The organism is Pseudoduganella sp. (genome assembly GCF_041914865.1).
In the GTDB taxonomy this organism is placed as follows: domain Bacteria; phylum Pseudomonadota; class Gammaproteobacteria; order Burkholderiales; family Burkholderiaceae_D; genus Rugamonas.
In genome coordinates, this window is record NZ_JAYSCO010000008.1 from 74405 (window position 1) to 93837 (window position 19433).

Here is a 19433-nt window from a genome sequence, read left to right on the forward strand (position 1 = left end):
CTCCCGTCATGAAGCGCGCGGCGCCACCCGGCTCGCCTTGTGCGCCACCTGTTCCGCCACCCGCTTGCCGGCGAGGAAGGCATGGTCGGAGTTGTAGTACTCCCACTCGCTGTAACGCCCGGCCAGGTAGATATCGTGCTGGGCCAGCCAATCGCGCACCGTAGCCACGTTCCGCGCCCGCTGGTGGTCGTACACCACATAGGCCACCGGCATATCGACCTGGTTGGCCACCAGGACGCGGTCGTCGGCCCGCATGAAGCCGACCTTGATCGCGTCGTCGATGCAGCGCTGGATCAGCGCCTCGCCGTCCAGCGGCAGCGGCTTCCAGGGCGAATAGGAAATCTCGCAAGTGAAGCCGAAGCCGCCGGGCGGGTTGCAGCCCGGGCTGGCATTGCCCTGCACGAAGATGCGGTGGAAAATGCTGTCCTCCGGATAATAGATCCAGTGCTTATCCGTCACATCACTGCGCGCAATGCCGATGTTCACGCAGCGGATCGAAATATGCCGCAACCCGCGCGCCGCTTCCCGCACTTCGGGCGGTGCCGCGACGCCGATCAGCTTCACCAGTTCCGGCAGCGGCATGGTGCTGACCAGCTTTTCATACTGGAAGCGGCGGCCATCGGCCAGGGTCACCACGTGTTCGTCCGGCAGCACCTGCGCCACTTCGGCCTTGAGTTCGACCTTGCCGCGGATCAGCGGCAGGAAGCCGTTCATCAGCGCCTGGAAGCCGCCCTGCTTGGGATAGCCGAAGCGCGCATTGGGCCCCATCGGGCGCGGTACTGGCTGCAGCGCACCGTCGATGATCTCAGCCAGGTCGGGCAGTGGCACCCGGCCACCGAGCCAGGAGGTTTCCATCTCGCTGAGCGGCACGGTCCACAGTTTGCGGTTGTAAGGAATGGCGAAGTGCTTGGCGATGCCCGCTCCCCATACCTTGTAAATGAACTCCTCGAAGCTCTGCGTGCGGCCCTCGCGTGCCACGGCGCTCGCCTGCGCCGCTTCGGCGCTGCCGTCGGCGCAGCAATCCTCAACGGGCGTGCTGGCGCAGGACCCGGCCGCCGGCTCGCCGTAGCGGGCATCGATGGCGCCCAGGATGCATTCCTTGATGACGTCCGGCGGCAAGCCGTACAGCGCACCCTGGAAGGGGTAGCGCGTGTATACGTTCTTGCTGTAGATCCAGGCCTCGCGCATCTGCCAGTGCTGGTTGTCGCCCAGCAGTTTGTCGTACAGCTCCAGCACGTATGGATCGTTGGAGAACATGATATGGCCGGCATGGTCGAAGGTGAATCCGCCGTCCTGGATCGAACGGCACCAGCCGCCGACCGTCGCGTTGCGCTCCAGCAGCAGGTTGTCCGGGCCGATGTGGTAGGCAGCGGACAGGCCCGTCGGGCCGCCGCCGATCACAATGCTGCCGTAACGCTGCCCGCTGGCGGCGGCACGCAGGGGATTAACCTTGGCGCCGGTGGCCGAGCCGCCGCCCGAAGCGCGTTCCGCCTCGCCCTGCGCTGGCGCATCATCCACAAGCGCGCCCTTCCCCGCCAGCCGCGCCGCCTTGCCGCCCGGCGGCGTGCGGTCGATCAGCTCGCGCATGCGGTCAGCGGTCGTATCCCAGGAGGTGCGCGCCACCACCTCGCGCATGGCCTGCGCCATGGCGGCGTCTTGGCCAGGCGTCTGGGCCAATGCTGCCTCGCAATGGGCGATGAACTCGTTGTGGTCATGGCCGATGGCGACGATGGCGCCGTACGGCTCCTCCACGTCGCGGATCGCCGTGCTGACGATCGGCAGTTCGGCTGCCATGTACTCCAGCACCTTGGTCGGGCTGATGTAGCGCGTCGCCTCGTTCAGCGCAAACGGCAGCAGGCAGACATCCCAGCCGGCCAGGAACTGCGGCAGCGCCTTATATGATTGCTGGCCCAGGTAGTGCACGTTCTGCCGCTGCGGCAGCGAGGCCGGATCGATCTTCACGATCGGCCCCACCAGCACCACCTGCCACTCCGGATGGGCATCGGCGATATCGGCGATCAGTCCGGCGTCGAAGCGCTCATCGATCACGCCGAAGAAGCCCAGGCGCGGACGCGGGATGCTGGTGTGCAGCGGATGGCCGTTGTTGCGGTCCAGCGCCTGTTCGAAATGCACCGCATCCACGCTACTCGGGAAGCAATGCGCATTGCCGTGGCGCGAACGCTTCGCTTCATACAGGCTGGGCCCACCGGTAAACACCAGGTCGGCGATATTCAGCAGCGCCGTCTCGCGCTGCAGCAATTGTTTGGGCGGATTCTTGAAGGCGCTCAGCTCGTCCATGCAGTCATAAATCACCAGCGAAGGACGCAAGCCTTGCAGCAGCGGCAGCGCCATCGGCGTATAGAACCACACCAGCACATCCTCGCCGTCCGGCGCCAGGGCCGACACCAGCGGTTGCAGCAGCGGGATCTGGTCGTCATGGAAGCCGACCGCCTGCACCGGCGTATGCGGCTGGCAGACCGTCAGGTTGGGCGCCGGCCGGGAAGTCACCATGCGTGCCTCCCCCTCCTCAAACACCGGCTCCTCGACAAACACCACCTTGTAATACTTGGCAAGGCGGGTGAGCAGGTGCTGGGGACGCTGGAAGACGAAGTCCCAGCGCAGGTGGCAAAAAACGATCAAGGTTTGCATAGTATTCTCCTCGGTTTGGCATAGTTGGTCGGTCAACCGTATCGATTGACGCAGAGCGGTGGCATACGGGGCAACAAGTACCCGGGCGAGCGGGTCCGGACCCTCGCGGTCCAGGTCCCACAAGCCGCTGCGATGCCAGTGGTCGGCGTTGTCCCAGTCCGGGCGGTCAATGGCGGGATAGACGCAGATGCCGCACACCTCAGCCCCCTGCTGGTGCGCCATGGCGACCTGCTCCGCCATTTCCCGGATCCACACGCCGCGGCCACTGCCGACGTGACTGGTTTCGGCCAATAGCACTGGCCGGCCGTAACGCTGGTGCAGTTCCAGCAGGATGTCGTGCAGGGGACGCCGGCGCGGATCGTCCAGGTGCCACCACAGGCGCAGGTTGGTGCCGCTCTCCCACTGGTTGCTGTGGTAGTAGTTGCCGCCGACAAGATCCAGGTAGCGCGGATGGCCGCCCAGTTCCGGCTCCACCCGCCCGCACAGCATGTCCAGAGCCTCGAACTGCGAAGCGCTCCAGCCGGCCGCCTGGGCCGCCCAGTCGGGCCGGTCCTGCGGGGCGATCACGTGGATCAAAGGGTCGCACTGGAAGAAGCGCGCGCCAGGCGAGATTTCGCGGATGGCGTCGATGGCCGCGACGGACGCGCGCACCAGCTGCCGCTTGCCCAGTTCGCCCGCATGTTCGTGGTACATATTCCGGCAGCGGAACATGTGCACCGACAGGCCCCATGCCGTGAACGACAGCTCGTTGATCGGCGAATACACAGGTTCATCGCCCAGCCAGGGCGCCAGAAAGCGCGCGCAGGCCTGGCAGAAGCGCACGAAGCGCGGCACGAAGTCGTCGCTGTAGATGTCGACATCGTCCGGCCAGCCATAGTGGCAGAAGGTCCAGCAGGTCTGCAGGCCCAGCTCGCGCGCCGCCTGCAGGCGGGGCAGCAAAGGCGAGAAGTCGAACTGGCCGTCGCGCTCCACCAGGCGCCAGCCTATCGACTCGCGCACGGTGCGGATGCCGAACTGCGCCAGCAGCGCATAGTCCTCGCGCGCGCACTGCAGGTGGCCGGTGACCAGGTTCATGTCCTGCGGCTGGCCCGCGTGGTTGACATGGTCCGCGCCCTCATACCCTACCTGCCAGAAGGTTTCGAAGGGATGGCAAGGTGGCTTCAGCACGGCACACCTACTGCACATTGCGGGTGGCGGCGCTGATCTGTTCCAGCGGGATCTTGGGCGTGCGGTCGGCGTTCAGGAGGCCGTTGGTCTCCTGGAAGGTATCGGCGAACTGGGTATAGCAGAAGCCGCTGAACATCACCGTCTCATTCACCACTTTCAGCAAGGAGCGATAGTGTTCAAGGAAAGCCTCCGCCGTGTTCTGGCGCGAGTAGCCCCAGGTGTGGTGGGCCGGCGCATTCGGGTCGAAGGCAATGCCGCCGAATTCGGTCAGCACGATGGGCTGGCCGCGGTGCGGGAAGCCGTCCAGCGTCAGGATGCGGCCGCCGGGGCGGCGCTGGTCGAACAGGGTGCGCACGGGGTCGGTGACCTCATAGCGCTGGCGGACTTTTTCCGGATCGGGATCATAGTCATGGATGCCGAGGATGTCGGTGGCCGACGCTTCCCAGCCATCGTTGCCTATCACCGGCCGGGTCGGGTCCAGCATGCGGGTCAGGTGGTACAGCGCCTCCACGGCATTGCGATGCGCCTGCACGGCCGTCAGGTTGGGTACGCCCCATGATTCGTTGAACGGCACCCAGACGATCAGGCTGGGATGGCTGTAATCGCGTTCGATCGCTTCCGTCCACTCGTGCAGCAGGCGCGTCATGGCGCGCGCCGTGAAGGCGTAGGCCGAGGGCATTTCCTCCCAGACCAGCAGGCCCAATCGGTCGGCCCAGTACAGGTAGCGCGGGTCTTCGATTTTCTGGTGCTTGCGCACGCCGTTGAAACCCATCGCCTTGGCCAGCTCGACGTCGCGCCGCAGGTCGTTGTCGGACGGCGCCGTCATCAGGCTTTCCTCCCAATAGCCCTGGTCCAGTACCAGCCGCAGGTGGTAGGGACGGCCATTCAGCATGAAGCGGTCGCGGTTGATCGAGACCGAGCGCATGGCGGTATAGGAACGTACCCGGTCCAGCACCTGGTCGCCGCAGTACAGCGTGAGTTCGGCATCCAGCAGGGTTGGGCGCTCCGGGCTCCAGAGGATTTCGTTGCGCGAGTCATCGATGCCGGGGTCCGACAGGGCGATCTTGCGGTTCGCCTCCTGTCCCACCAGCAGGTAGCTGTCGGCGGCCAGCAGTTTTTCGCCATGCCAGACACGCACCTCCACCGCCAGGCCCGGACACACGTCACCGCCCGCCAGCACCTCGCAGCCCAGCTCATAACCGTCGAAAATCGGGGTCCAGCGCAGGCGCCGGATATAGGTGGCTCCAACGTTTTCCAGCCACACGGACTGCCAGATGCCCGTGGTGCGCGGATACCAGATCGAGTGCGGCTCGCGCTGCCAGTCCTGCTTGCCGCGCGGCTTGGCCAGGTCGGCCGGGTCGTCTTCCACATACACCACCAGGGTCTGTTCGCCATCCACCAGTTCGTCGGTGATATCGGCCATGAACGACGTATGGCCGCCCTCATGTTCCGCCACCATATGGTTGTTGATCCATACCCGCGCCTGGTAATCGACGGCGCCGAAATGCAGCAGTGTGCGCTGGCCGCGCTCCTCCACCGTGAAGCGGCAGCGGTACCAGCAAGCGGAATGGAAGTCGGTGTCGCCGATGCCGCTTGCCGCCGACTCCGGTGCGAACGGTACGCGGATGCGGCGCGACCACGGGATCGGGTCACCAGGTAAGCTGAACTGGTGCTCGTCATCAAACTCAAACTCCCACTCGCCATTCAGTGACTGCCATTGTTCGCGCACCAGCTGCGGTCGCGGGTATTCAAAGTCGCCCATTGTCTCGCCTGCCCAAATTGAGTTTTCGTCGGGCCATCGTAGCAGCGCACCTGCTTCAGGGCGCTCACGATACGAACCGGAAAATGTTTGTGAAAATCGCATACACCCTTTAACTACCGAATGTATTCGAGGCGCAACTTCCACCGGTTAGCATGCAAGCCGCTCAGCGCGATTCCGGCGCCAGCCCGACCACACCAGCCTGGCGCTGCTCGCTGGGAGAAGCCATCACACGGCGGATGATCGCCAACGGCACGCGCCGCTGCAGCAGGAAGCGATAGGCCACGGACGGCCCGGCAATGCCCTGGACTGCCAGGCCGTGCTCGATCACGGCGGCAGTCTGGACATCAGTGCGAAGATTGGTTCTGGTCCACGTTGACATAAGGCCTCCACTTCGGGGCAACCTGGCCAGCAGGCATGGCATCGATCTCTTCCTTGCGCGCCTCCATCTGGCCGCCGAGCACAGCCAGGTCCAGCTTTGCTGCGCGCGCCAGCAGGAACATCCCACCCTCTTCTTCCCTCACATGATGGGCCACGTACTCGCCCAGCACCCTCACTTTGGCATCGTAAAGTTCGTCGCGCGAGTCCATCTGCCCAAGCTGCGACAACAGCGCCTTTACGGAGGCGTGTTCGACCTCAGCCTCGTCCAGCTGGCTTTCGCTGTCACTCACCGCTTCGCGCAGGGCCGGATAAAAGATCTCTTCCTCGATTGCAGCGTGGCGCTCAAGTTCCCGGAAAATGCGTTCGACCAGCTGCCGCTTGCCGGCGAAGGCGCGCGGCCCCAGCGCTTCATACTCCGTAAACATTGCCCTGGTGTAGGCGTGGTCCTGCATAAGTAGCTTAAGTGCATCCATAACTTCCTCCTCTGCCTGATTGCGATACAAGGATGCGCCGTGAATGCACACCGGGTATGTGCGCCTTGCCACACGCGCGCCATGAACGGCGGCGACTTCTTTTGCCGCCATGTGCTAACGTCGGCGCATCATGAAGGAACCCGACCAACCCACCCGGTTCGAGCGCCTGATGGCGCTGCAGGACGCGGTCTTCAGCGAATGGACTTCACGGGTGCGCAGCGATGTGCACCGCTCCGAAGCCGTGTCCACGGCCGTCCTGATCGATACACTGCCCATGTTCTACCGGCACCTTGCCGCGCTAGCGACCGGGGAAGCGTCCACCTACGACCGCTCGACGCTCGCGACCGAGCACGGCGGGGAACGTGCCCGGCTGACCGGCTTCGACGCCCACTCGGTGGCGCACGAGCTGCACCTGTTCCGCTCCGTGGTGCATACCATCTGGCGGCAAGCCAGTGTGCAACTGAGCGAAGTGGAAGTGGAGCGCGTCAATAATGCAATCGATGTCGCGACACGCGACACCATTGCCGGCTTCATGCTGGCACAGGCAAGCTTCCGCGAGCAGTTCTTCGCCGCGTTGACGCATGACCTGCGCACGCCGATCGGTACGGCCTCCATGGCGGTCGAACTGATTGGCGAAACGCGCGACGCCCACCGCGTCCGCGTTCTGGCCCAGATCATTGCCAAGCAACTGACGCTGATGCAGAAGATGGTGGATGACCTGCTCGATACGATGGTCGCCCACGCCGGCACGGCCAAGCGCTGGAATTCGCCGAGACCGACCTGCGCGCATTGAGCGAAGACGTAGTCGCCAACGCGGTCCTGACATCGGAACGCGAGATCACCCTGAGCGGCGAGCGGACGGTCGGCATGTGGAGCGAGCCGGCCCTGCGCCGCGCCATGGAAAACCTGCTGAACAATGCAATCAAGTACAGCCCGCCGGGCACGCCAATCCAGGTTGAGATCAGCTGTTTCGACGGCAGGGCCGCCTGGAAGGTCAGCAACCAGGGCAACGCCATCCCAAACGACCAGATAGAAGGTCTGTTCCAGCTGTTCCGCCGGGTCGAATTCAAACATCCGCAAGGCGTGACCGGCTGGGGGATTGGCCTGCCCTACGTGCGCAGCGTCGCCGAACGCCACGGCGGGAGCGTGATCGTGGCCAGCAATGAGCAGCAGACTTCCTTCGCCATCGACATTCCGCAAGATCCGCGCCCCGTCCTCGGCGCTGCCGCGGCGACAGGGAGCAACGGCCAGTCCGATCAAACCCAAAACCAAGGAGGCAGCAATGAATGACGCAATTGATGCAAGCGAGCACCTGACAGACTGGTTGCGCAACGCGCACGCCATGGAGCAGCAATCCGAAGCAATGCTGAAAACAATGGCCGACAGGCTTGAGCACTACCCCGACCTGCACGCGCGCACTGTCGAACACCTGAACGAAACCCGCTGGCAGCGCGAACAGCTGGAAGGCTGCCTGGAGCGGCTGGGCACCAGCCCATCCACCTTAAAGGACATCACCGGCAAGCTCATGGCGTTCGGCGAGAGCGCGGTCGCCATGATGTCCAGCGATGAAGTCGTTAAGGGAGCGATGGGGGCATATGTATTCGAGCACATGGAAATCGCCAGCTACACTGTGCTGATCCGCGCCGCCGAAGCGGTCGGCGACCAGCAGACCAAGCTCGTCTGCGAGCAGATCCTGCAGCAGGAGGTGGCGATGGCGGACTGGTTGCTGCAGCACTTGCCCAGCACAACCAGTCATTTCCTGTCGCGCTCAGCTCGGCCGGGAGTTAAGGCTAAGAACTAACATCCGGGCGGCGGGCAGCACGGTTGCCGGCGCCAGCGGCGGTGCCTCATCGGTTTCGGCTGGCCAGGTCCCGCATGAACTGATTGAATTTCGCCGGCTCCTCGAATGGAATGAAATGGCCGGAGCGTTCAAACATCAGCACCTCCTTATGCGGAGCCTCAATCTGGTCGAAGTATTTACGCGCCAGTTCCCATGGAGTGTTGTAATCGGACCGTCCAAGCAGGAAATAAACGGGGACAGCGAAGCTGCGTGCGGTACGCGGGAGGTCGAGGCCGAGCAGCTCTGGCCAGAGGATCGCCAGCGAAACCGCCTCCCCCTCCGCACCGTGGGCATTGCGATACAACGCTGCTTCCTCCGAACTGACCCCGGCAAACAGCTTCGCTGAGTTCATGTCGCCATAAAACACACCACCATAGTGGAGCAGCCAGGCACGCTGGGCTTTCAGGTCTTCCAGGCCCTTCTGTCCGGCGGACGGATAGTTGTGCCGAAGACGTTCCAGCTCACGAATCGCCTTGGCGTTTCGGTCCTTGTGCGCCTTATCGAGGACAAAAGCCAACGAGGCCCTTTCGTTCTCGACCGTATTGGTCATCTGGCCGACACCGACGTAGGCATAAAAGTCCCCCGGATAATCCCGCGCCAGAAGCGTTCCAAGCACTGTCCCCCACGAATGGCCGAGCAAGAAAATCTTGTTGCGCCCAAAGCGTTGTTTCAGCAGGCTCACCAACTCGTGCGCATCGGACGCGAGCTGGCTGATGCGCAGCGAAGAAGCTGGCATTTGGGGGTCGTATGAAAGCCCCGCCCCGCGCTGGTCCCAGTTCACAACGACAAAATCACGCTCCAGGTCGCGGTTATAGCTGCGGAACAAGAGAAGTTCGGAAAAGCCCGGACCGCCGTGCAGGATGAGCAGGAGCGGTTTGCTGGTGTCCGCCCCATGGATGCCGATCATCTGCTCCACCCCGCCAAGCCTGACTTTCTCCATCGACGAAATGCCACCTGCGGAAGCGAAGCTGGCCAGCATCAGCCCAATCAAAAGAACAATCGCACGCATGATCCATCCTTAACCGGAAATCGAACCAGCGCAGCTTAACGGGAAATCACAGGCATCCGCTTCCTGGAACGTGACCAACGGTAGAAATCGAGGACGAACGGAACAGGCATGCACACCCGCCGGCCACCCGCGCACGCTTGCGCAGTACGTCCGGGTAGACGGCGCCCGTCACGCGTGGCTCTCCAGCCGCGCCAATGTATGGCGCGCAATCATCAGCTCCTCATTGGCGGGCACCACCCACGCCGCCACCCGGCTCTCGGCCGTGCTGATGCGGAACGCGCCGCCGGCTTCCGCGCGTGCGCTCCCGGCGGCCGCGTTTAACGTTGCGTCCAGTTCCACGCCCAGCCATGCGGCGTCGCGGCAGATTGCAGCGCGCACGCGGGCACTGTTCTCGCCAATCCCGCCCGAGAAGACGAGCGCATCGAGTCCGCCCAACGCCGCGGCGAGCGAACCAAGCTCGCGGCCGGCGCGATACGTGAACAAATCAATCGCCAACTGCGCACGCGGATCAGCACTCGCCTCGAGGGTGCGCATGTCCGGCGAGATGCCCGACACGCCCAGCAAGCCCGATTCCTGGTACAGCAGCTTCTGCACCGCCGCCACATCCATGCCCAGTTGATCCACCAGGTACAGCACGACGCCGGGATCGAGCGCGCCGCAGCGGGTGCCCATGGGAAGGCCGTCGATGGCAGTAAAACCCATGGAACTGGCGACGCTGCGCCCACCCGCCATGGCGCACATGCTGGCGCCATTGCCCAGGTGTGCCGCCACCACCCTCGCACTGGCCAGCGCCGGATCGGCCAACGGCAAGCAGTACGCGATATGTTCATAGGACAAGCCGTGGAAGCCGTAGCGGCGCACACCCAGGCTGGTAATCGATTCCGGCAGCGCGAACGCCTGGGCCAGGGCTGGCTGGCCGACGTGGAAGGCGGTGTCGAAGCAGCCCACCTGCGGCACGCCCGGCGCCAGCGCCGCCACCGCGCGCACCGGCGCCAGGTTGTGCGGCAGGTGCAGGGGCGCCAACGGCGCAAGTGTTTCCAGATAGGACAGCGCCTCGTCATCCAGCAATTGCGGGCCACTGTAGCGCACCCCGCCATGCACGATGCGGTGCCCGATGCCGCGCACCCGCAGGCCCTGCAGGTGGCCGCCAGCGAAATCGATCAGGAAAGCCATGGCGGCGTGGTGGTCGAGCGGCGCGTCGGCCCAGCTGCGTTCGCCCACCACCGCACCCTGGAAGTCCTGTGCGCTGAACCGGGTGGTACCCCGGTACAGGTTCTCCACCTTGCCTTTCAAGCTGGGTAGCAATGCCGGCCCAACGAACAGCGTGAACTTGATACTCGATGAACCCGCGTTGATGACGATAATACAGTCGGCCGCCTCCAATACTCAGCCTCCCAGTATCCGCGCGCCGTCCAGTTTACGACGCGCCACCAGCACTGCCACCGCGCACGAGGCCAGCCGCGCCGCAACCGAGTCGGCGCGGCTGGTGAGGATGAGCGGCACGCGCGCGCCCAGCACAATGCCGGCCGCGGCCGCGCCAGCCATGAAGGTGAGGCTTTTGGCCAGCATATTGCCCGCTTCCAGGTCAGGCGCGACCAGTACATTGGCGCGGCCCGCCACGTCGGAAACAAGGTGCTTGATGGCGGCCGCGCCGGGGTCGATGGCATTGTCCATGGCGAGCGGTCCGTCCAATACGGCCCCGGTGATCTGGCCCCGGTCGGCCATCTTGCACAGCGCGGCCGCGTCGATGGTTGATGGCATCTTGGCGCTTACCGTCTCAACCGCTGCCAGGATCGCCACCCTTACTTCGCCGAATTCCAGTACGTGCGCCAGGTCGATCGCGTTTTGTACGATGTCGGCCTTCTCGTTCAGCGTGGGTGCGATATTGATGGCCGCATCGGTGATGATCAGGGGCGCGCTGCGGCCCGGGACTTCCATCACGAAGCAATGGCTCAGCCGGCGCGCTGTGCGCAGGCCAGTATCGGCCGCCACCACGGCGGCCATCAGTTCATCGGTGTGCAGGCTGCCCTTCATCAGGGCGGCAGCCTTCCCTTCCCGCACCAGCTGCACCGCGCGCGCCGCCGAGGCGTGGCTATGTTCGGTATCCACCAGTGGCAGCGCAGCGATATCCAGGCGCGCCGCCTCGGCCGCGCTGCGGATCCGCTCGCCCGGTCCGACCAGGATGGGCTCGATCAGACCAAGACGGGCCGCGTCCAGCGCCGCTTCCAGCGCATACGCATCGCAGGGGTGGGCCAGCGCCACCGCAACCGGGCCGGCCTTACGCGCGGCCGCAATCACGCTTTCATAATGCGGGTATTGATCCTGCCCAATTTCCACGGGAACTCCATGTGATTTTTGGCAATCTTAGCAGTAAAATTTGGTAAAAGTCATTAATCTCCTATCGCGCCGCAGAATGTCATATGACATCTAAAACGATTCGCACCCTGCTTGCTCTCGCCCTGCTGGCATTCAGCCAGCTTTGCTCCGCGTTGCAACCGCCTTCGCCGCCGTCCCAGGCTGCCGCACCTGCCGCCTCACTCGCATTGGGCGGACGGACGATATTTACCTTCCGCTCGACGCTAAGCGGCTATCCGCCACAGGAGCGCGCGGATGCAGCCGAGCGGCGCCTTGAACGTGCACTTGCGCAGAATGGCCCGCAACGCCCGAGCATCCGGTCGATCAGCGAAGGCACGCAGGTACTCCTGGATGGCTCGCTGCTGTTCCTGATCGCCCCGGGCGATGTCAATTCCCTTGCCGGCGACACGCCGGAGCTCCTGGCGCAAGAGAGTGCCGCCCAACTCGAGAAGGCGCTCCAGGAGCGCCGCGAGCAGCACAGTCCGCGCTATATCGCGCAGGCGCTTGGCCTTTGCGCCGCGGCGACCGTTGCACTCGCGCTGATGCTGTGGGCCCTGGCCGCGATCAGGCGTCACTCGAATCGGCGGCTGGAAGCAGTGCTCGGGCGCCGCCTCGCGCGGGTCAAGGTGCACAACGTGCGGGTGCTCGACGCGGCACACCTGATCCATTTCTCGCGCAGGACGTTGGACATCCTGGCCTGGCTGGCCGCGCTTCTCGGCGCCTATATCTGGCTGGCCTTCGTTTTAGCCAGAATCCCCTTTGCCCGGATCTGGGGAGAACGCCTGCAGCAATTCCTGTTCGACACGGCAATTGGCCTGGCGACCAGCGCCGCGAATGCGGTCCCCGGCCTGGTCATCGTAGTGATCATCGTGCTGCTGGCCCGGCTTGCCACCGCAACGCTCGCCTCTGTTTTCAAGCGGATTGAAAGTGGTGAACTTCAGTTTGGCTGGCTGGATTGTGATACGGCGGTCCCGACGCGCCGGCTGGCGGTGGTTGTGATCTGGCTGTTTGCCCTTGCAATGGCATATCCCTACCTTCCCGGCGCGCATACCGCCGCCTTCCAGGGTGTAACCGTGCTCGCGGGGCTGATGCTGTCGATTGGCGCATCGAGCATCGTCAGCCAGGGAGCATCCGGACTGATCCTGATGTACACGCGGGCCTTGCGCAAAGGCGACTATGTGAGCATCGGTGATGTGCAGGGGACCGTCGTCGAGCCGGGGATATTCGACACCCGCTTGCGTACCGGGATGGGAGTCGACGTGGCCATGCCAAACGCCTGGGTCTTATCGAATACGATCAAGAATTATTCTCGTGCCGTGCCGGGCGCCTTTGTGCTCGATACAACCGTGACGATCGGTTATGACACGCCCTGGCGGCAGGTGCACGCGATGCTTGAGGAGGCAGCCAGGCTGACGGACGGCATTGCAGCGGAGCCCCGCCCCTACGTGATCCAGTGCGCGCTGTCGGACTTCTACATCGAGTACAAGCTCATCTCGTGCTCCACCCTAAGTTCACCCGGCACGCGTGCCGAACTATTGAGCCGCCTGCATCAGAACGTGCTCGACGTCTTCAACCGCGAAGGCGTGCAGATCATGTCGCCGCATTTCATGCAAGAACCGCTGCATCCACAGACCGTACCGCCTGATCGCTGGTACCCGGCACATTCCCTTGCGTCCGGTACGCCATCGGAAGTCACGATGAAAGAGTAAATTCTTGGTAATATTGCAGAAAGACATTTCATTGCTAAAGGTATCCAATGCTCTCCAGATATGTCCTGGCGCTTAACGCCCTTCTCTTTTGCGGCACACTCAGCGCAGCGGCACCTTACGAGGGGCGCATAAAGGGCGCCCAGACGGCGGAGTACACCGTTCAAGCAAAAGCCGGCCAACAGCTGGGCGTTACACTGAAGTCCAGCAACCGTTCCGCGTACTTCAACGTGCAGGCGGCCGGGGCCGAAGAGGCTGAATTCATTGGCTCGATTAAAGGGAACCACTATGCAGCCACTGTCCCCTCTGATACCAGCTACCGCGTCACCGTCTACCTGATGCGAAGCGCGGCGCGCCGCAATGCCACCGCAGACTACCGACTCCAGATTGACCTCAAATGAAACTCTATCTTGGACTGATCTCGCTCGCGCTGGCGGGCTGTACTTCCATGCGCGCCAGCACGCCGCCGGCGCCACAGCTGTTGCGCGACGGAGTAGTGCTCGAGCGCTCCTTGCCTGCCGAACTGCCAGCGGAAAGTACGCCCTTCCCCGGCAGCCAGATGGTCCTGGTATCGACCGATAGCGCGGCGGGACTGCTGGTCCCCGTACCCTTCGTAACCGATGTTGTGATGTCTGCGGTACATAAGCAGGATGCCCGCTCGTTAGGCGCAAGCCTGAAAGCACTGGACCCATACCAGACGATGGCAAAAGCCATGGGTGGCAGCGCCATGCTGAGTGCGGACGGCAAAGGCGTGGCCTTGCGCCCTCTGGCGTACCTGGTCGACTGCAGCGATGCGCAGTACCGCCTGGCGATGGTGGCGCGTATCGACACGCCCCAGTGGATGGGGCGCTACATGACGCACCTGTCCACCACTTTGCCGCGCTCCGCGCTGCATGGCGAAGACCCGGCACTGGCCGGCAAGCTGCAAACCGAAATGGGGCAAGCCGCATCCATCCTCCGCAGCATGCTTGAGCGCGATGCGCGCGGCGAGTTGAGCGCGGTGCTGTATCGTGCCGATGTCGGTAGCTACCACCTGGCTTGTTCCACGATTTCGGGCGTGCTGTCGCCAAAGCTCATGCTCGCGCGCAATGCGGAGGTTGTCGAGGACGCCGCCGACCACATCATCGTACGCGTCATGGGCGATCCAAGCCATTCCGGGCCGACCGGCGGCCTGCTATACGGAATGCACTATCTGCGCAAGGACCAGTTGCATACTTTAGAGCGTAAGGCGCCATGACGCGGTTGCCGCTGACGGTATCAAACTCCCTGCTGATCCTGGCGGCCTGGCTGTTGCTGACCGTGGGGGTTGGTCAATGGCTTTCGCCAGGGCCACAGCAGGCGCTTGCGGATACCGTCACGAACGGCATCGGGCTACCGTGGGTGCTGGCGATAGTGCTGCTATGCGGCGTGATCAAGGTCCACGGCGATCCTCGCGCACTGGGCCTTCGCGCGCCACCGCAGGCGGTCTCGTGGCGTCTCGTGTGGCTGCCACTAGCCTATGCCAGCGCGATGCTGGCGCTCGACATGCTGAATGGATTGCCGCCACAACGCGTGCTGGTCTTCGTCGCCATCAACACCGCCCTCGTTGGACTTTCAGAAGAGTTGATGTTCCGGGGTGTGTTGTTCACCGGTTTCCTCTCCCGCTTCACCATCTGGCCAGCGATGTTGCTGTCATCCGCAGTCTTTGGTGCGGCGCACGCACTCAACGTGTTCACCACTGGGCTATGGGATGCGGCACTGCTGCAGTCCGTTTGCGCCTTTCTGCAAGGATTCGGCTATCTTGCCATCCGCATACGCACGGGATCGCTGTGGCCGATGACGCTCGTCCATGCCATGTGGGACTTTTCCCTGATGAGCGCTGCCTTGGCGCCGCGCTCCGAAACCAGTGCGCCGGCAAATGCGGCCCTGTTCGGCCCCATCCTGATCGCCCTTCCCCTTTTTTTGTATGGCTTGTACCTGATGCGCGGGCATTCCGCCCGCGTGCAACTTTCGACGGAGACGAAACGATGAGCGTTATTGTTGCGATCTTGATGACGATGGCCGCCGCTGCCGGTGACCAGGGCGAGGAACCACGCGGGGATGACCTGCAGCTGGTGTGTTACGGCGGGGCGCAAAAGACGACCACTCAGGTGAACAGTGGTTTTGAATGGGACGCCGACCAGCACAAGTATGTTCCGAAGATGCGGGTCGAAACGGGAAAAGACAGTTTTGAGGCGGCAGTCAATGTATCGATTCACAATGAGCGTGGAACAATCAAACTGCCGAAAAGCCTTGTTCCGCCGATCAATTCCGGCGCCAATCCCGATGGGTGGCCCATTGATGACCTGATCGTCGGACACAACCAGATCCGCGGAAAGTTCCGCTTGAACGCGCTGAATCAGCCGACCTTGTCGATTGACCGGCGCACGGGCGTCATGACGATCGAAGGACTCATCAAATTCACCGGCCGCTGCGACGCCGACGAGGGCCACCGCCGCTTCTAGGAGACCTTGCCCGCAAGCCCTCCTCCCCACGCCAAACAAAAAAGGCTTGCGACCGGAATCGCAAGCCTTTATTTGATGAATTCTGGTGGGAAGTGCAAGTTTCGAACTTGCGACCCCTGCAGTGTGAATGCAGTGCTCTACCCCTGAGCTAACCTCCCGAAGTGGCGCTATTATAGACTAGGGGTGCGCCAAACGCAAGTTCCCTTCACTGCCTTGTCCAGGCCGTCGAGGAATTCCGCGTGGGCGGCGGCTTCGGCCTCGCTGGCGCGCAGGACGGTGACCTCGGCCAGTGCGATTTCGCCGATGTCGATGCCGCCGCTCGATTGCTCGATCACGATATCCATGCCCAGGCTGTTCTGGCCGCGCGTCATGGCCAGGTACACGTCTGCCAGCAGCTCGGCGTCCAGCAGCGCGCCGTGCAGCTTGCGGTGGGCGTTGGAGATGCCGAAGTGTTCGCACAGCGCGTCCAGCGAGTTGCGTTTGCCGGGGCGCATTTCCTTGGCCTGGACCAGGGTATCGATCACGCCGTTGATGTGGGAATCGAAGGTCGGCAGCTTGAGCATGCCGAATTCGTGGTTCAGGAATCCCAGGTCAAACGGGGCGTTATGGATGATGACTTCCGCATCCTTGATGTACTCGCGCAGCTCCTCCACGATTTCGTGGAAGCGCGGTTTGTCGCGCAGGAACTCGGTGGTCAGGCCGTGCACTGCCAGCGCGCCCTCTTCCGAATCGCGCTCCGGATTAATGTAGCGGTGGAAGTTATTGCCCGTCAGTTTGCGGTTGTAAAGCTCAACGCAGCCAATTTCAATGATGCGGTTACCCTGTTTCGGGTTAATGCCGGTGGTTTCAGTATCAAGGACAATTTGACGCATAGATCTTCGCGATGGGGTTTTGTAGCAAGCTGAGCAGTATAACAGGCCTTATTTCCGGCGCACCGATTCCACGCCCAGGTTGGCCAATTGGTCGGCGCGCTCATTGCCAGGATGACCATTGTGGCCGCGCACCCAGCGCCAGTCGACGCTGTGCAGGGCCTGGGCGGCGTCGAGCGCCTGCCACAGGTCGGCGTTCTTGACCGGCTCCCTGGTGGAGGTTTTCCAGCCACGCGCCTTCCAGCCGTGGATCCATTCGCTGATGCCCTTCTGGACGTACTGGCTGTCGGTGTGCAGCACCACTTCGCACGGCCGCTTCAGGACCTTGAGCGATTCGATCACTGCCGTCAGTTCCATGCGATTGTTGGTGGTATTCAGCTCGCCGCCGAAAATTTCCTTCTTAGCCTCACCCGCTACCAGCAGCGCGCCCCAGCCGCCGGTGCCGGGATTGCCCTTGCATGCACCGTCGGTAAAAATCTCTACTTTATCCATCGAGTCTTTCTTTGTGTTTGTTCGCCGCCGGCACTGCAACCGGTGCCGTGGCGGTTTTCTGCTTCCAGGCCGGGCCGATCAGGCGCATGCCTTTGACGCGTTTGATGGCCTGCACCATATACACTGCGCCGAAATACGGCCAGTATTTGGCGCCGGCCTTGTCCATGAAGCCGTAGCGCGCCAGCCAGCGCTCGGTGCGGCAGGCCGGGGCGTAACAGCCCAAATGGGTGTGGCTGACGCCCATATTCAGCAATTTTAGCCAGTCTTTGATGCGCGGCATGGAAATGAACTCGCCGGCCTTGGGCAGGTAGTGCGATCCGGTCAGGCGCCCTGTCAGCTGGCGCAGGCCCCACAGGCTGGCGGGGTTGAATCCGCAGACGATCACCTGGCCCTCGGGGATCAGCACCCGCTCCACTTCGCGCAGCACCTGGTGCGGTTCGGCCGAGAATTCCAGCACATGCGGCAGCACCACCAGGTCCATGCTGTTGGACGCGAACGGCAGCTCCACGCTGTCCAGCGTAACCGCGACGGCGCGGCCGGCGCCGGACTGGCGCGGATGCAGGCGGATATCGGCCAGCCACTGGTGCGGCATGCGGTTGGCGGCCAGCGCGTCGATCTGCGGCATGCCGATCTGCACGGCGTTGAAGCCGAAGATGTCGGCCACCATTTTGTCCAGGCATTGCTGCTCCCAGGCGCGCACGTAAGCCCCTGGCGGTGTTTCCAGCCATTTGTCGAACGCTATAATGGATTCGTCCGATGTTGCGCTATCCATGCATTCCCTTTGATTGAGCCCATGAGCAAACCTGTTTCCGTCCTGACCGTGCCCGCTTTCCGGGACAATTACCTGTGGCTGGTCCACGATGGCCGCAATGCGGCGGTGGTCGATCCGGGTGACGCGGGGCCAATTCTTGCTGCTTTGCAGGAACATGGCCTGACGCTTACCGCCATTCTACTCACCCATCACCATGCTGACCACATCGGCGGTGTGCCGGCCCTGCTGGAGCGTTTCCAGGTACCGGTCTTCGGGCCGCGGCATGACGGTATCCAGGCGGTCACCGTGCCGCTGGGGGAAGGCGACCAGCTCACGGTGCCCGGGCTGGACCTGGCGTTGCGTGTGCTGGATGTGCCGGGCCATACGCGTGGGCATATCGCTTATGTGCGCGATGGGGATGAGCCGTGGGTATTCTGCGGCGATACCCTGTTTGCCGGCGGCTGCGGGCGCCTGTTTGAGGGCACGCCGGGGCAGATGGTGGAGTCACTGGGCAAGCTGGCTTCGCTGCCGGAAGCTACCAAGGTGTTCTGCGCCCATGAATACACCTTGTCGAACCTGCGCTTCGCCTGTGCGGTGGAGCCGGGGAATGCGGCTTTGCAGGCGCGTGTGGCGTCGGATTCGGCGGCGCGGGAACGCGGTGTGCCGACAGTTCCCAGCACCATCGGCGTGGAGCGTGCAACAAATCCGTTCCTGCGTTATCGTGAGCCTGAGATCGCGGCACAATTGCGCGCAGCCGGCAAATTGCATGGCGGGGAGCCTCCCGTTGCGGTATTCGCCGCGCTGCGCGAGTGGAAAAACAACTTCTGACAAGGAGAGTTATGCAATCCGTTCGCATGTACGTTGACCCTATCAGCCCTTTCGTGTGGCTGGCCACCAAGCAGATCGCCCGTATCGAGGCGGCTGGCGTGCAGGTGGAGATGGTGCCGGTGCTGTTTGCGGCCATGTTGAACCATCATGGCCTGGTTGGCCCGGCGGAGGTGCCGGCCAAGCGGGTGCTGACGTTCCGTGACGTGATGCGGCAGGCGGATGCGCAGGGACTGGCGTTTGCGGGCCCGCCGGGACATCCTTTCAATCCTTTACCGATGCTGCGCATGGCGACGGCCATCACCGGGCGCGTCGAGCGCATCGCCTTTGTATCGGCGGTGATGGCGGCGTGCTGGGAACAGGGGCAGGATGCGCAGGATTTCGGCATGCTGGCGCGCGTGGCGCGCGATTGCGGGCTGGATGGGGAGGCGCTGGTGGCGGCCGCTTCTTCGCCGGAGGTGAAGGCGGAGCTGGCGCGAAATACGGAGCAGGCTATCAAAGAGGGTGTCTTTGGCGTGCCCAGCTTCGTATTCGAAGGAGAGCTGTTCTGGGGCGCCGACCGGATCGACACCCTGCTGCGACGGATTGCCGGGCACCGTATCGACGAAGCGCGGCTGCAGGAGTTCCTGGCGCGCGCCCCGCTAGCCTCGCGCCAAAACCGCTAAGCCAGGGGT

At 63.4% G+C, this 19433-nt stretch carries 20 protein-coding genes and 1 tRNA gene; 10 read left to right on the forward strand and 11 right to left on the reverse strand.

Going from position 1 to position 19433, the window contains the following annotated elements:
• Positions 1 to 6: 6 nt before the first annotated feature.
• From ACE3TQ_RS05980 to ACE3TQ_RS05995, 4 genes are all read right to left on the reverse strand, one after another.
• Positions 7 to 3816 (reverse strand): FAD-dependent oxidoreductase, encoded by a 3810-nt coding sequence (locus ACE3TQ_RS05980; protein ID WP_374581058.1) that lies wholly within the window; start codon positions 3814 to 3816, stop codon positions 7 to 9.
• Between the two features lie 7 nt (positions 3817 to 3823).
• A complete protein-coding gene (locus ACE3TQ_RS05985; RefSeq protein ID WP_374581059.1) occupies positions 3824 to 5578 on the reverse strand; it encodes a glycoside hydrolase family 2 protein in 1755 nt (584 codons plus the stop codon).
• 163 nt (positions 5579 to 5741) lie between these two features.
• Positions 5742 to 5906, reverse strand: coding sequence for a hypothetical protein (locus ACE3TQ_RS05990; protein WP_374581060.1), 165 nt, complete (start codon positions 5904 to 5906; stop codon positions 5742 to 5744).
• A gap of 16 nt (positions 5907 to 5922) precedes the next feature.
• On the reverse strand, positions 5923 to 6429 hold the full coding sequence (locus tag ACE3TQ_RS05995) for a hemerythrin domain-containing protein (protein WP_374581061.1): 507 nt from the start codon (positions 6427 to 6429) through the stop codon (positions 5923 to 5925).
• Positions 6430 to 6559: 130 nt separating this feature from the next.
• Between ACE3TQ_RS05995 and ACE3TQ_RS06000 the strand changes: the two genes are divergently transcribed.
• From ACE3TQ_RS06000 to ACE3TQ_RS06010, 3 genes are read left to right on the forward strand one after another with little or no spacing between them, the layout of a single operon-like run.
• The gene (locus ACE3TQ_RS06000; protein ID WP_374581062.1) at positions 6560 to 7222 is read left to right on the forward strand and encodes a histidine kinase dimerization/phospho-acceptor domain-containing protein; all 663 of its coding nucleotides are present in this window, start codon (positions 6560 to 6562) and stop codon (positions 7220 to 7222) included.
• On the forward strand, positions 7219 to 7719 hold the full coding sequence (locus tag ACE3TQ_RS06005) for a sensor histidine kinase (protein WP_374581063.1): 501 nt from the start codon (positions 7219 to 7221) through the stop codon (positions 7717 to 7719). The genes ACE3TQ_RS06000 and ACE3TQ_RS06005 overlap by 4 nt, the downstream gene beginning before the upstream one ends.
• On the forward strand, positions 7712 to 8230 hold the full coding sequence (locus ACE3TQ_RS06010; protein WP_374581065.1) for a ferritin-like domain-containing protein: 519 nt from the start codon (positions 7712 to 7714) through the stop codon (positions 8228 to 8230). Before ACE3TQ_RS06005 ends, ACE3TQ_RS06010 begins: the two co-directional genes overlap by 8 nt.
• 46 nt (positions 8231 to 8276) lie before the next feature.
• Here ACE3TQ_RS06010 and ACE3TQ_RS06015 read toward each other — a convergent pair whose 3' ends face one another.
• From ACE3TQ_RS06015 to ACE3TQ_RS06025, 3 genes are all read right to left on the reverse strand, one after another.
• Complete coding sequence (locus tag ACE3TQ_RS06015; protein WP_374581066.1) at positions 8277 to 9278, reverse strand: alpha/beta fold hydrolase; 1002 nt, start codon at positions 9276 to 9278, stop codon at positions 8277 to 8279.
• 168 nt (positions 9279 to 9446) lie between these two features.
• Positions 9447 to 10661: an acetate/propionate family kinase gene (locus ACE3TQ_RS06020; RefSeq protein WP_374581067.1), complete on the reverse strand. Its 1215-nt coding sequence runs from the start codon at positions 10659 to 10661 to the stop codon at positions 9447 to 9449.
• 3 nt (positions 10662 to 10664) lie between these two features.
• Positions 10665 to 11615 (reverse strand): phosphate acetyltransferase, encoded by a 951-nt coding sequence (locus tag ACE3TQ_RS06025; protein WP_374581068.1) that lies wholly within the window; start codon positions 11613 to 11615, stop codon positions 10665 to 10667.
• An 83-nt stretch (positions 11616 to 11698) separates the two neighbouring features.
• Between ACE3TQ_RS06025 and ACE3TQ_RS06030 the strand changes: the two genes are divergently transcribed.
• The 5 genes from ACE3TQ_RS06030 to ACE3TQ_RS06050 are packed head-to-tail and all read left to right on the forward strand — an operon-like array spanning position 11699 to position 15822.
• Positions 11699 to 13342: a mechanosensitive ion channel family protein gene (locus ACE3TQ_RS06030; protein ID WP_374581069.1), complete on the forward strand. Its 1644-nt coding sequence runs from the start codon at positions 11699 to 11701 to the stop codon at positions 13340 to 13342.
• 47 nt (positions 13343 to 13389) lie between these two features.
• Entirely contained in the window at positions 13390 to 13740 is a 351-nt protein-coding gene (locus tag ACE3TQ_RS06035) for a hypothetical protein (protein ID WP_374581070.1), read from the forward strand.
• Positions 13737 to 14576, forward strand: coding sequence for a hypothetical protein (locus tag ACE3TQ_RS06040; protein WP_374581071.1), 840 nt, complete (start codon positions 13737 to 13739; stop codon positions 14574 to 14576). Before ACE3TQ_RS06035 ends, ACE3TQ_RS06040 begins: the two co-directional genes overlap by 4 nt.
• Positions 14573 to 15349, forward strand: a complete 777-nt coding sequence (locus tag ACE3TQ_RS06045; protein ID WP_374581072.1) for a lysostaphin resistance A-like protein — start codon at positions 14573 to 14575, stop codon at positions 15347 to 15349. Before ACE3TQ_RS06040 ends, ACE3TQ_RS06045 begins: the two co-directional genes overlap by 4 nt.
• Positions 15346 to 15822, forward strand: coding sequence for a hypothetical protein (locus ACE3TQ_RS06050; RefSeq protein WP_374581073.1), 477 nt, complete (start codon positions 15346 to 15348; stop codon positions 15820 to 15822). The genes ACE3TQ_RS06045 and ACE3TQ_RS06050 overlap by 4 nt, the downstream gene beginning before the upstream one ends.
• A gap of 83 nt (positions 15823 to 15905) precedes the next feature.
• On the opposite strand, the gene ACE3TQ_RS06055 is transcribed toward ACE3TQ_RS06050, so the two are convergent.
• The 4 genes from ACE3TQ_RS06055 to ACE3TQ_RS06070 form a co-directional block, all read right to left on the reverse strand.
• Positions 15906 to 15980: transfer RNA gene (locus ACE3TQ_RS06055), tRNA-Val, on the reverse strand.
• A gap of 12 nt (positions 15981 to 15992) precedes the next feature.
• The gene (gene dnaQ / locus ACE3TQ_RS06060; protein ID WP_374581074.1) at positions 15993 to 16694 is read right to left on the reverse strand and encodes a DNA polymerase III subunit epsilon; all 702 of its coding nucleotides are present in this window, start codon (positions 16692 to 16694) and stop codon (positions 15993 to 15995) included.
• Positions 16695 to 16742: 48 nt separating this feature from the next.
• On the reverse strand, positions 16743 to 17183 hold the full coding sequence (gene rnhA, locus ACE3TQ_RS06065) for a ribonuclease HI (protein WP_374581076.1): 441 nt from the start codon (positions 17181 to 17183) through the stop codon (positions 16743 to 16745).
• Positions 17176 to 17955, reverse strand: coding sequence for a class I SAM-dependent methyltransferase (locus ACE3TQ_RS06070; protein WP_374581077.1), 780 nt, complete (start codon positions 17953 to 17955; stop codon positions 17176 to 17178). Before ACE3TQ_RS06070 ends, rnhA begins: the two co-directional genes overlap by 8 nt.
• Before the next feature lie 21 nt (positions 17956 to 17976).
• Here ACE3TQ_RS06070 and gloB point away from each other — a divergent pair, with 21 nt between their 5' ends.
• Entirely contained in the window at positions 17977 to 18762 is a 786-nt protein-coding gene (gene gloB, locus ACE3TQ_RS06075; protein WP_374581078.1) for a hydroxyacylglutathione hydrolase, read from the forward strand.
• 11 nt (positions 18763 to 18773) lie between these two features.
• Positions 18774 to 19424: a 2-hydroxychromene-2-carboxylate isomerase gene (locus tag ACE3TQ_RS06080; protein WP_374581079.1), complete on the forward strand. Its 651-nt coding sequence runs from the start codon at positions 18774 to 18776 to the stop codon at positions 19422 to 19424.
• Positions 19425 to 19433 lie beyond the last annotated feature (9 nt).

What these genes read in the sequence shown, in the direction of transcription:
- ACE3TQ_RS05985 (WP_374581059.1), bottom strand. Translation starts at nt 5,578, where the DNA reads ATGGGCGACTTTGAATACCCGCGACCGCAGCTGGTGCGCGAACAATGG.
- ACE3TQ_RS05995 (WP_374581061.1), bottom strand. Translation starts at nt 6,429, where the DNA reads ATGGATGCACTTAAGCTACTTATGCAGGACCACGCCTACACCAGGGCA.
- ACE3TQ_RS06000 (WP_374581062.1), top strand. Translation starts at nt 6,560, where the DNA reads ATGAAGGAACCCGACCAACCCACCCGGTTCGAGCGCCTGATGGCGCTG.
- ACE3TQ_RS06010 (WP_374581065.1), top strand. Translation starts at nt 7,712, where the DNA reads ATGAATGACGCAATTGATGCAAGCGAGCACCTGACAGACTGGTTGCGC.
- ACE3TQ_RS06015 (WP_374581066.1), bottom strand. Translation starts at nt 9,278, where the DNA reads ATGCGTGCGATTGTTCTTTTGATTGGGCTGATGCTGGCCAGCTTCGCT.
- ACE3TQ_RS06030 (WP_374581069.1), top strand. Translation starts at nt 11,699, where the DNA reads ATGACATCTAAAACGATTCGCACCCTGCTTGCTCTCGCCCTGCTGGCA.
- ACE3TQ_RS06035 (WP_374581070.1), top strand. Translation starts at nt 13,390, where the DNA reads ATGCTCTCCAGATATGTCCTGGCGCTTAACGCCCTTCTCTTTTGCGGC.
- ACE3TQ_RS06040 (WP_374581071.1), top strand. Translation starts at nt 13,737, where the DNA reads ATGAAACTCTATCTTGGACTGATCTCGCTCGCGCTGGCGGGCTGTACT.
- ACE3TQ_RS06045 (WP_374581072.1), top strand. Translation starts at nt 14,573, where the DNA reads ATGACGCGGTTGCCGCTGACGGTATCAAACTCCCTGCTGATCCTGGCG.
- ACE3TQ_RS06050 (WP_374581073.1), top strand. Translation starts at nt 15,346, where the DNA reads ATGAGCGTTATTGTTGCGATCTTGATGACGATGGCCGCCGCTGCCGGT.
- dnaQ (WP_374581074.1), bottom strand. Translation starts at nt 16,694, where the DNA reads ATGCGTCAAATTGTCCTTGATACTGAAACCACCGGCATTAACCCGAAA.
- rnhA (WP_374581076.1), bottom strand. Translation starts at nt 17,183, where the DNA reads ATGGATAAAGTAGAGATTTTTACCGACGGTGCATGCAAGGGCAATCCC.
- ACE3TQ_RS06070 (WP_374581077.1), bottom strand. Translation starts at nt 17,955, where the DNA reads ATGGATAGCGCAACATCGGACGAATCCATTATAGCGTTCGACAAATGG.
- gloB (WP_374581078.1), top strand. Translation starts at nt 17,977, where the DNA reads ATGAGCAAACCTGTTTCCGTCCTGACCGTGCCCGCTTTCCGGGACAAT.
- ACE3TQ_RS06080 (WP_374581079.1), top strand. Translation starts at nt 18,774, where the DNA reads ATGCAATCCGTTCGCATGTACGTTGACCCTATCAGCCCTTTCGTGTGG.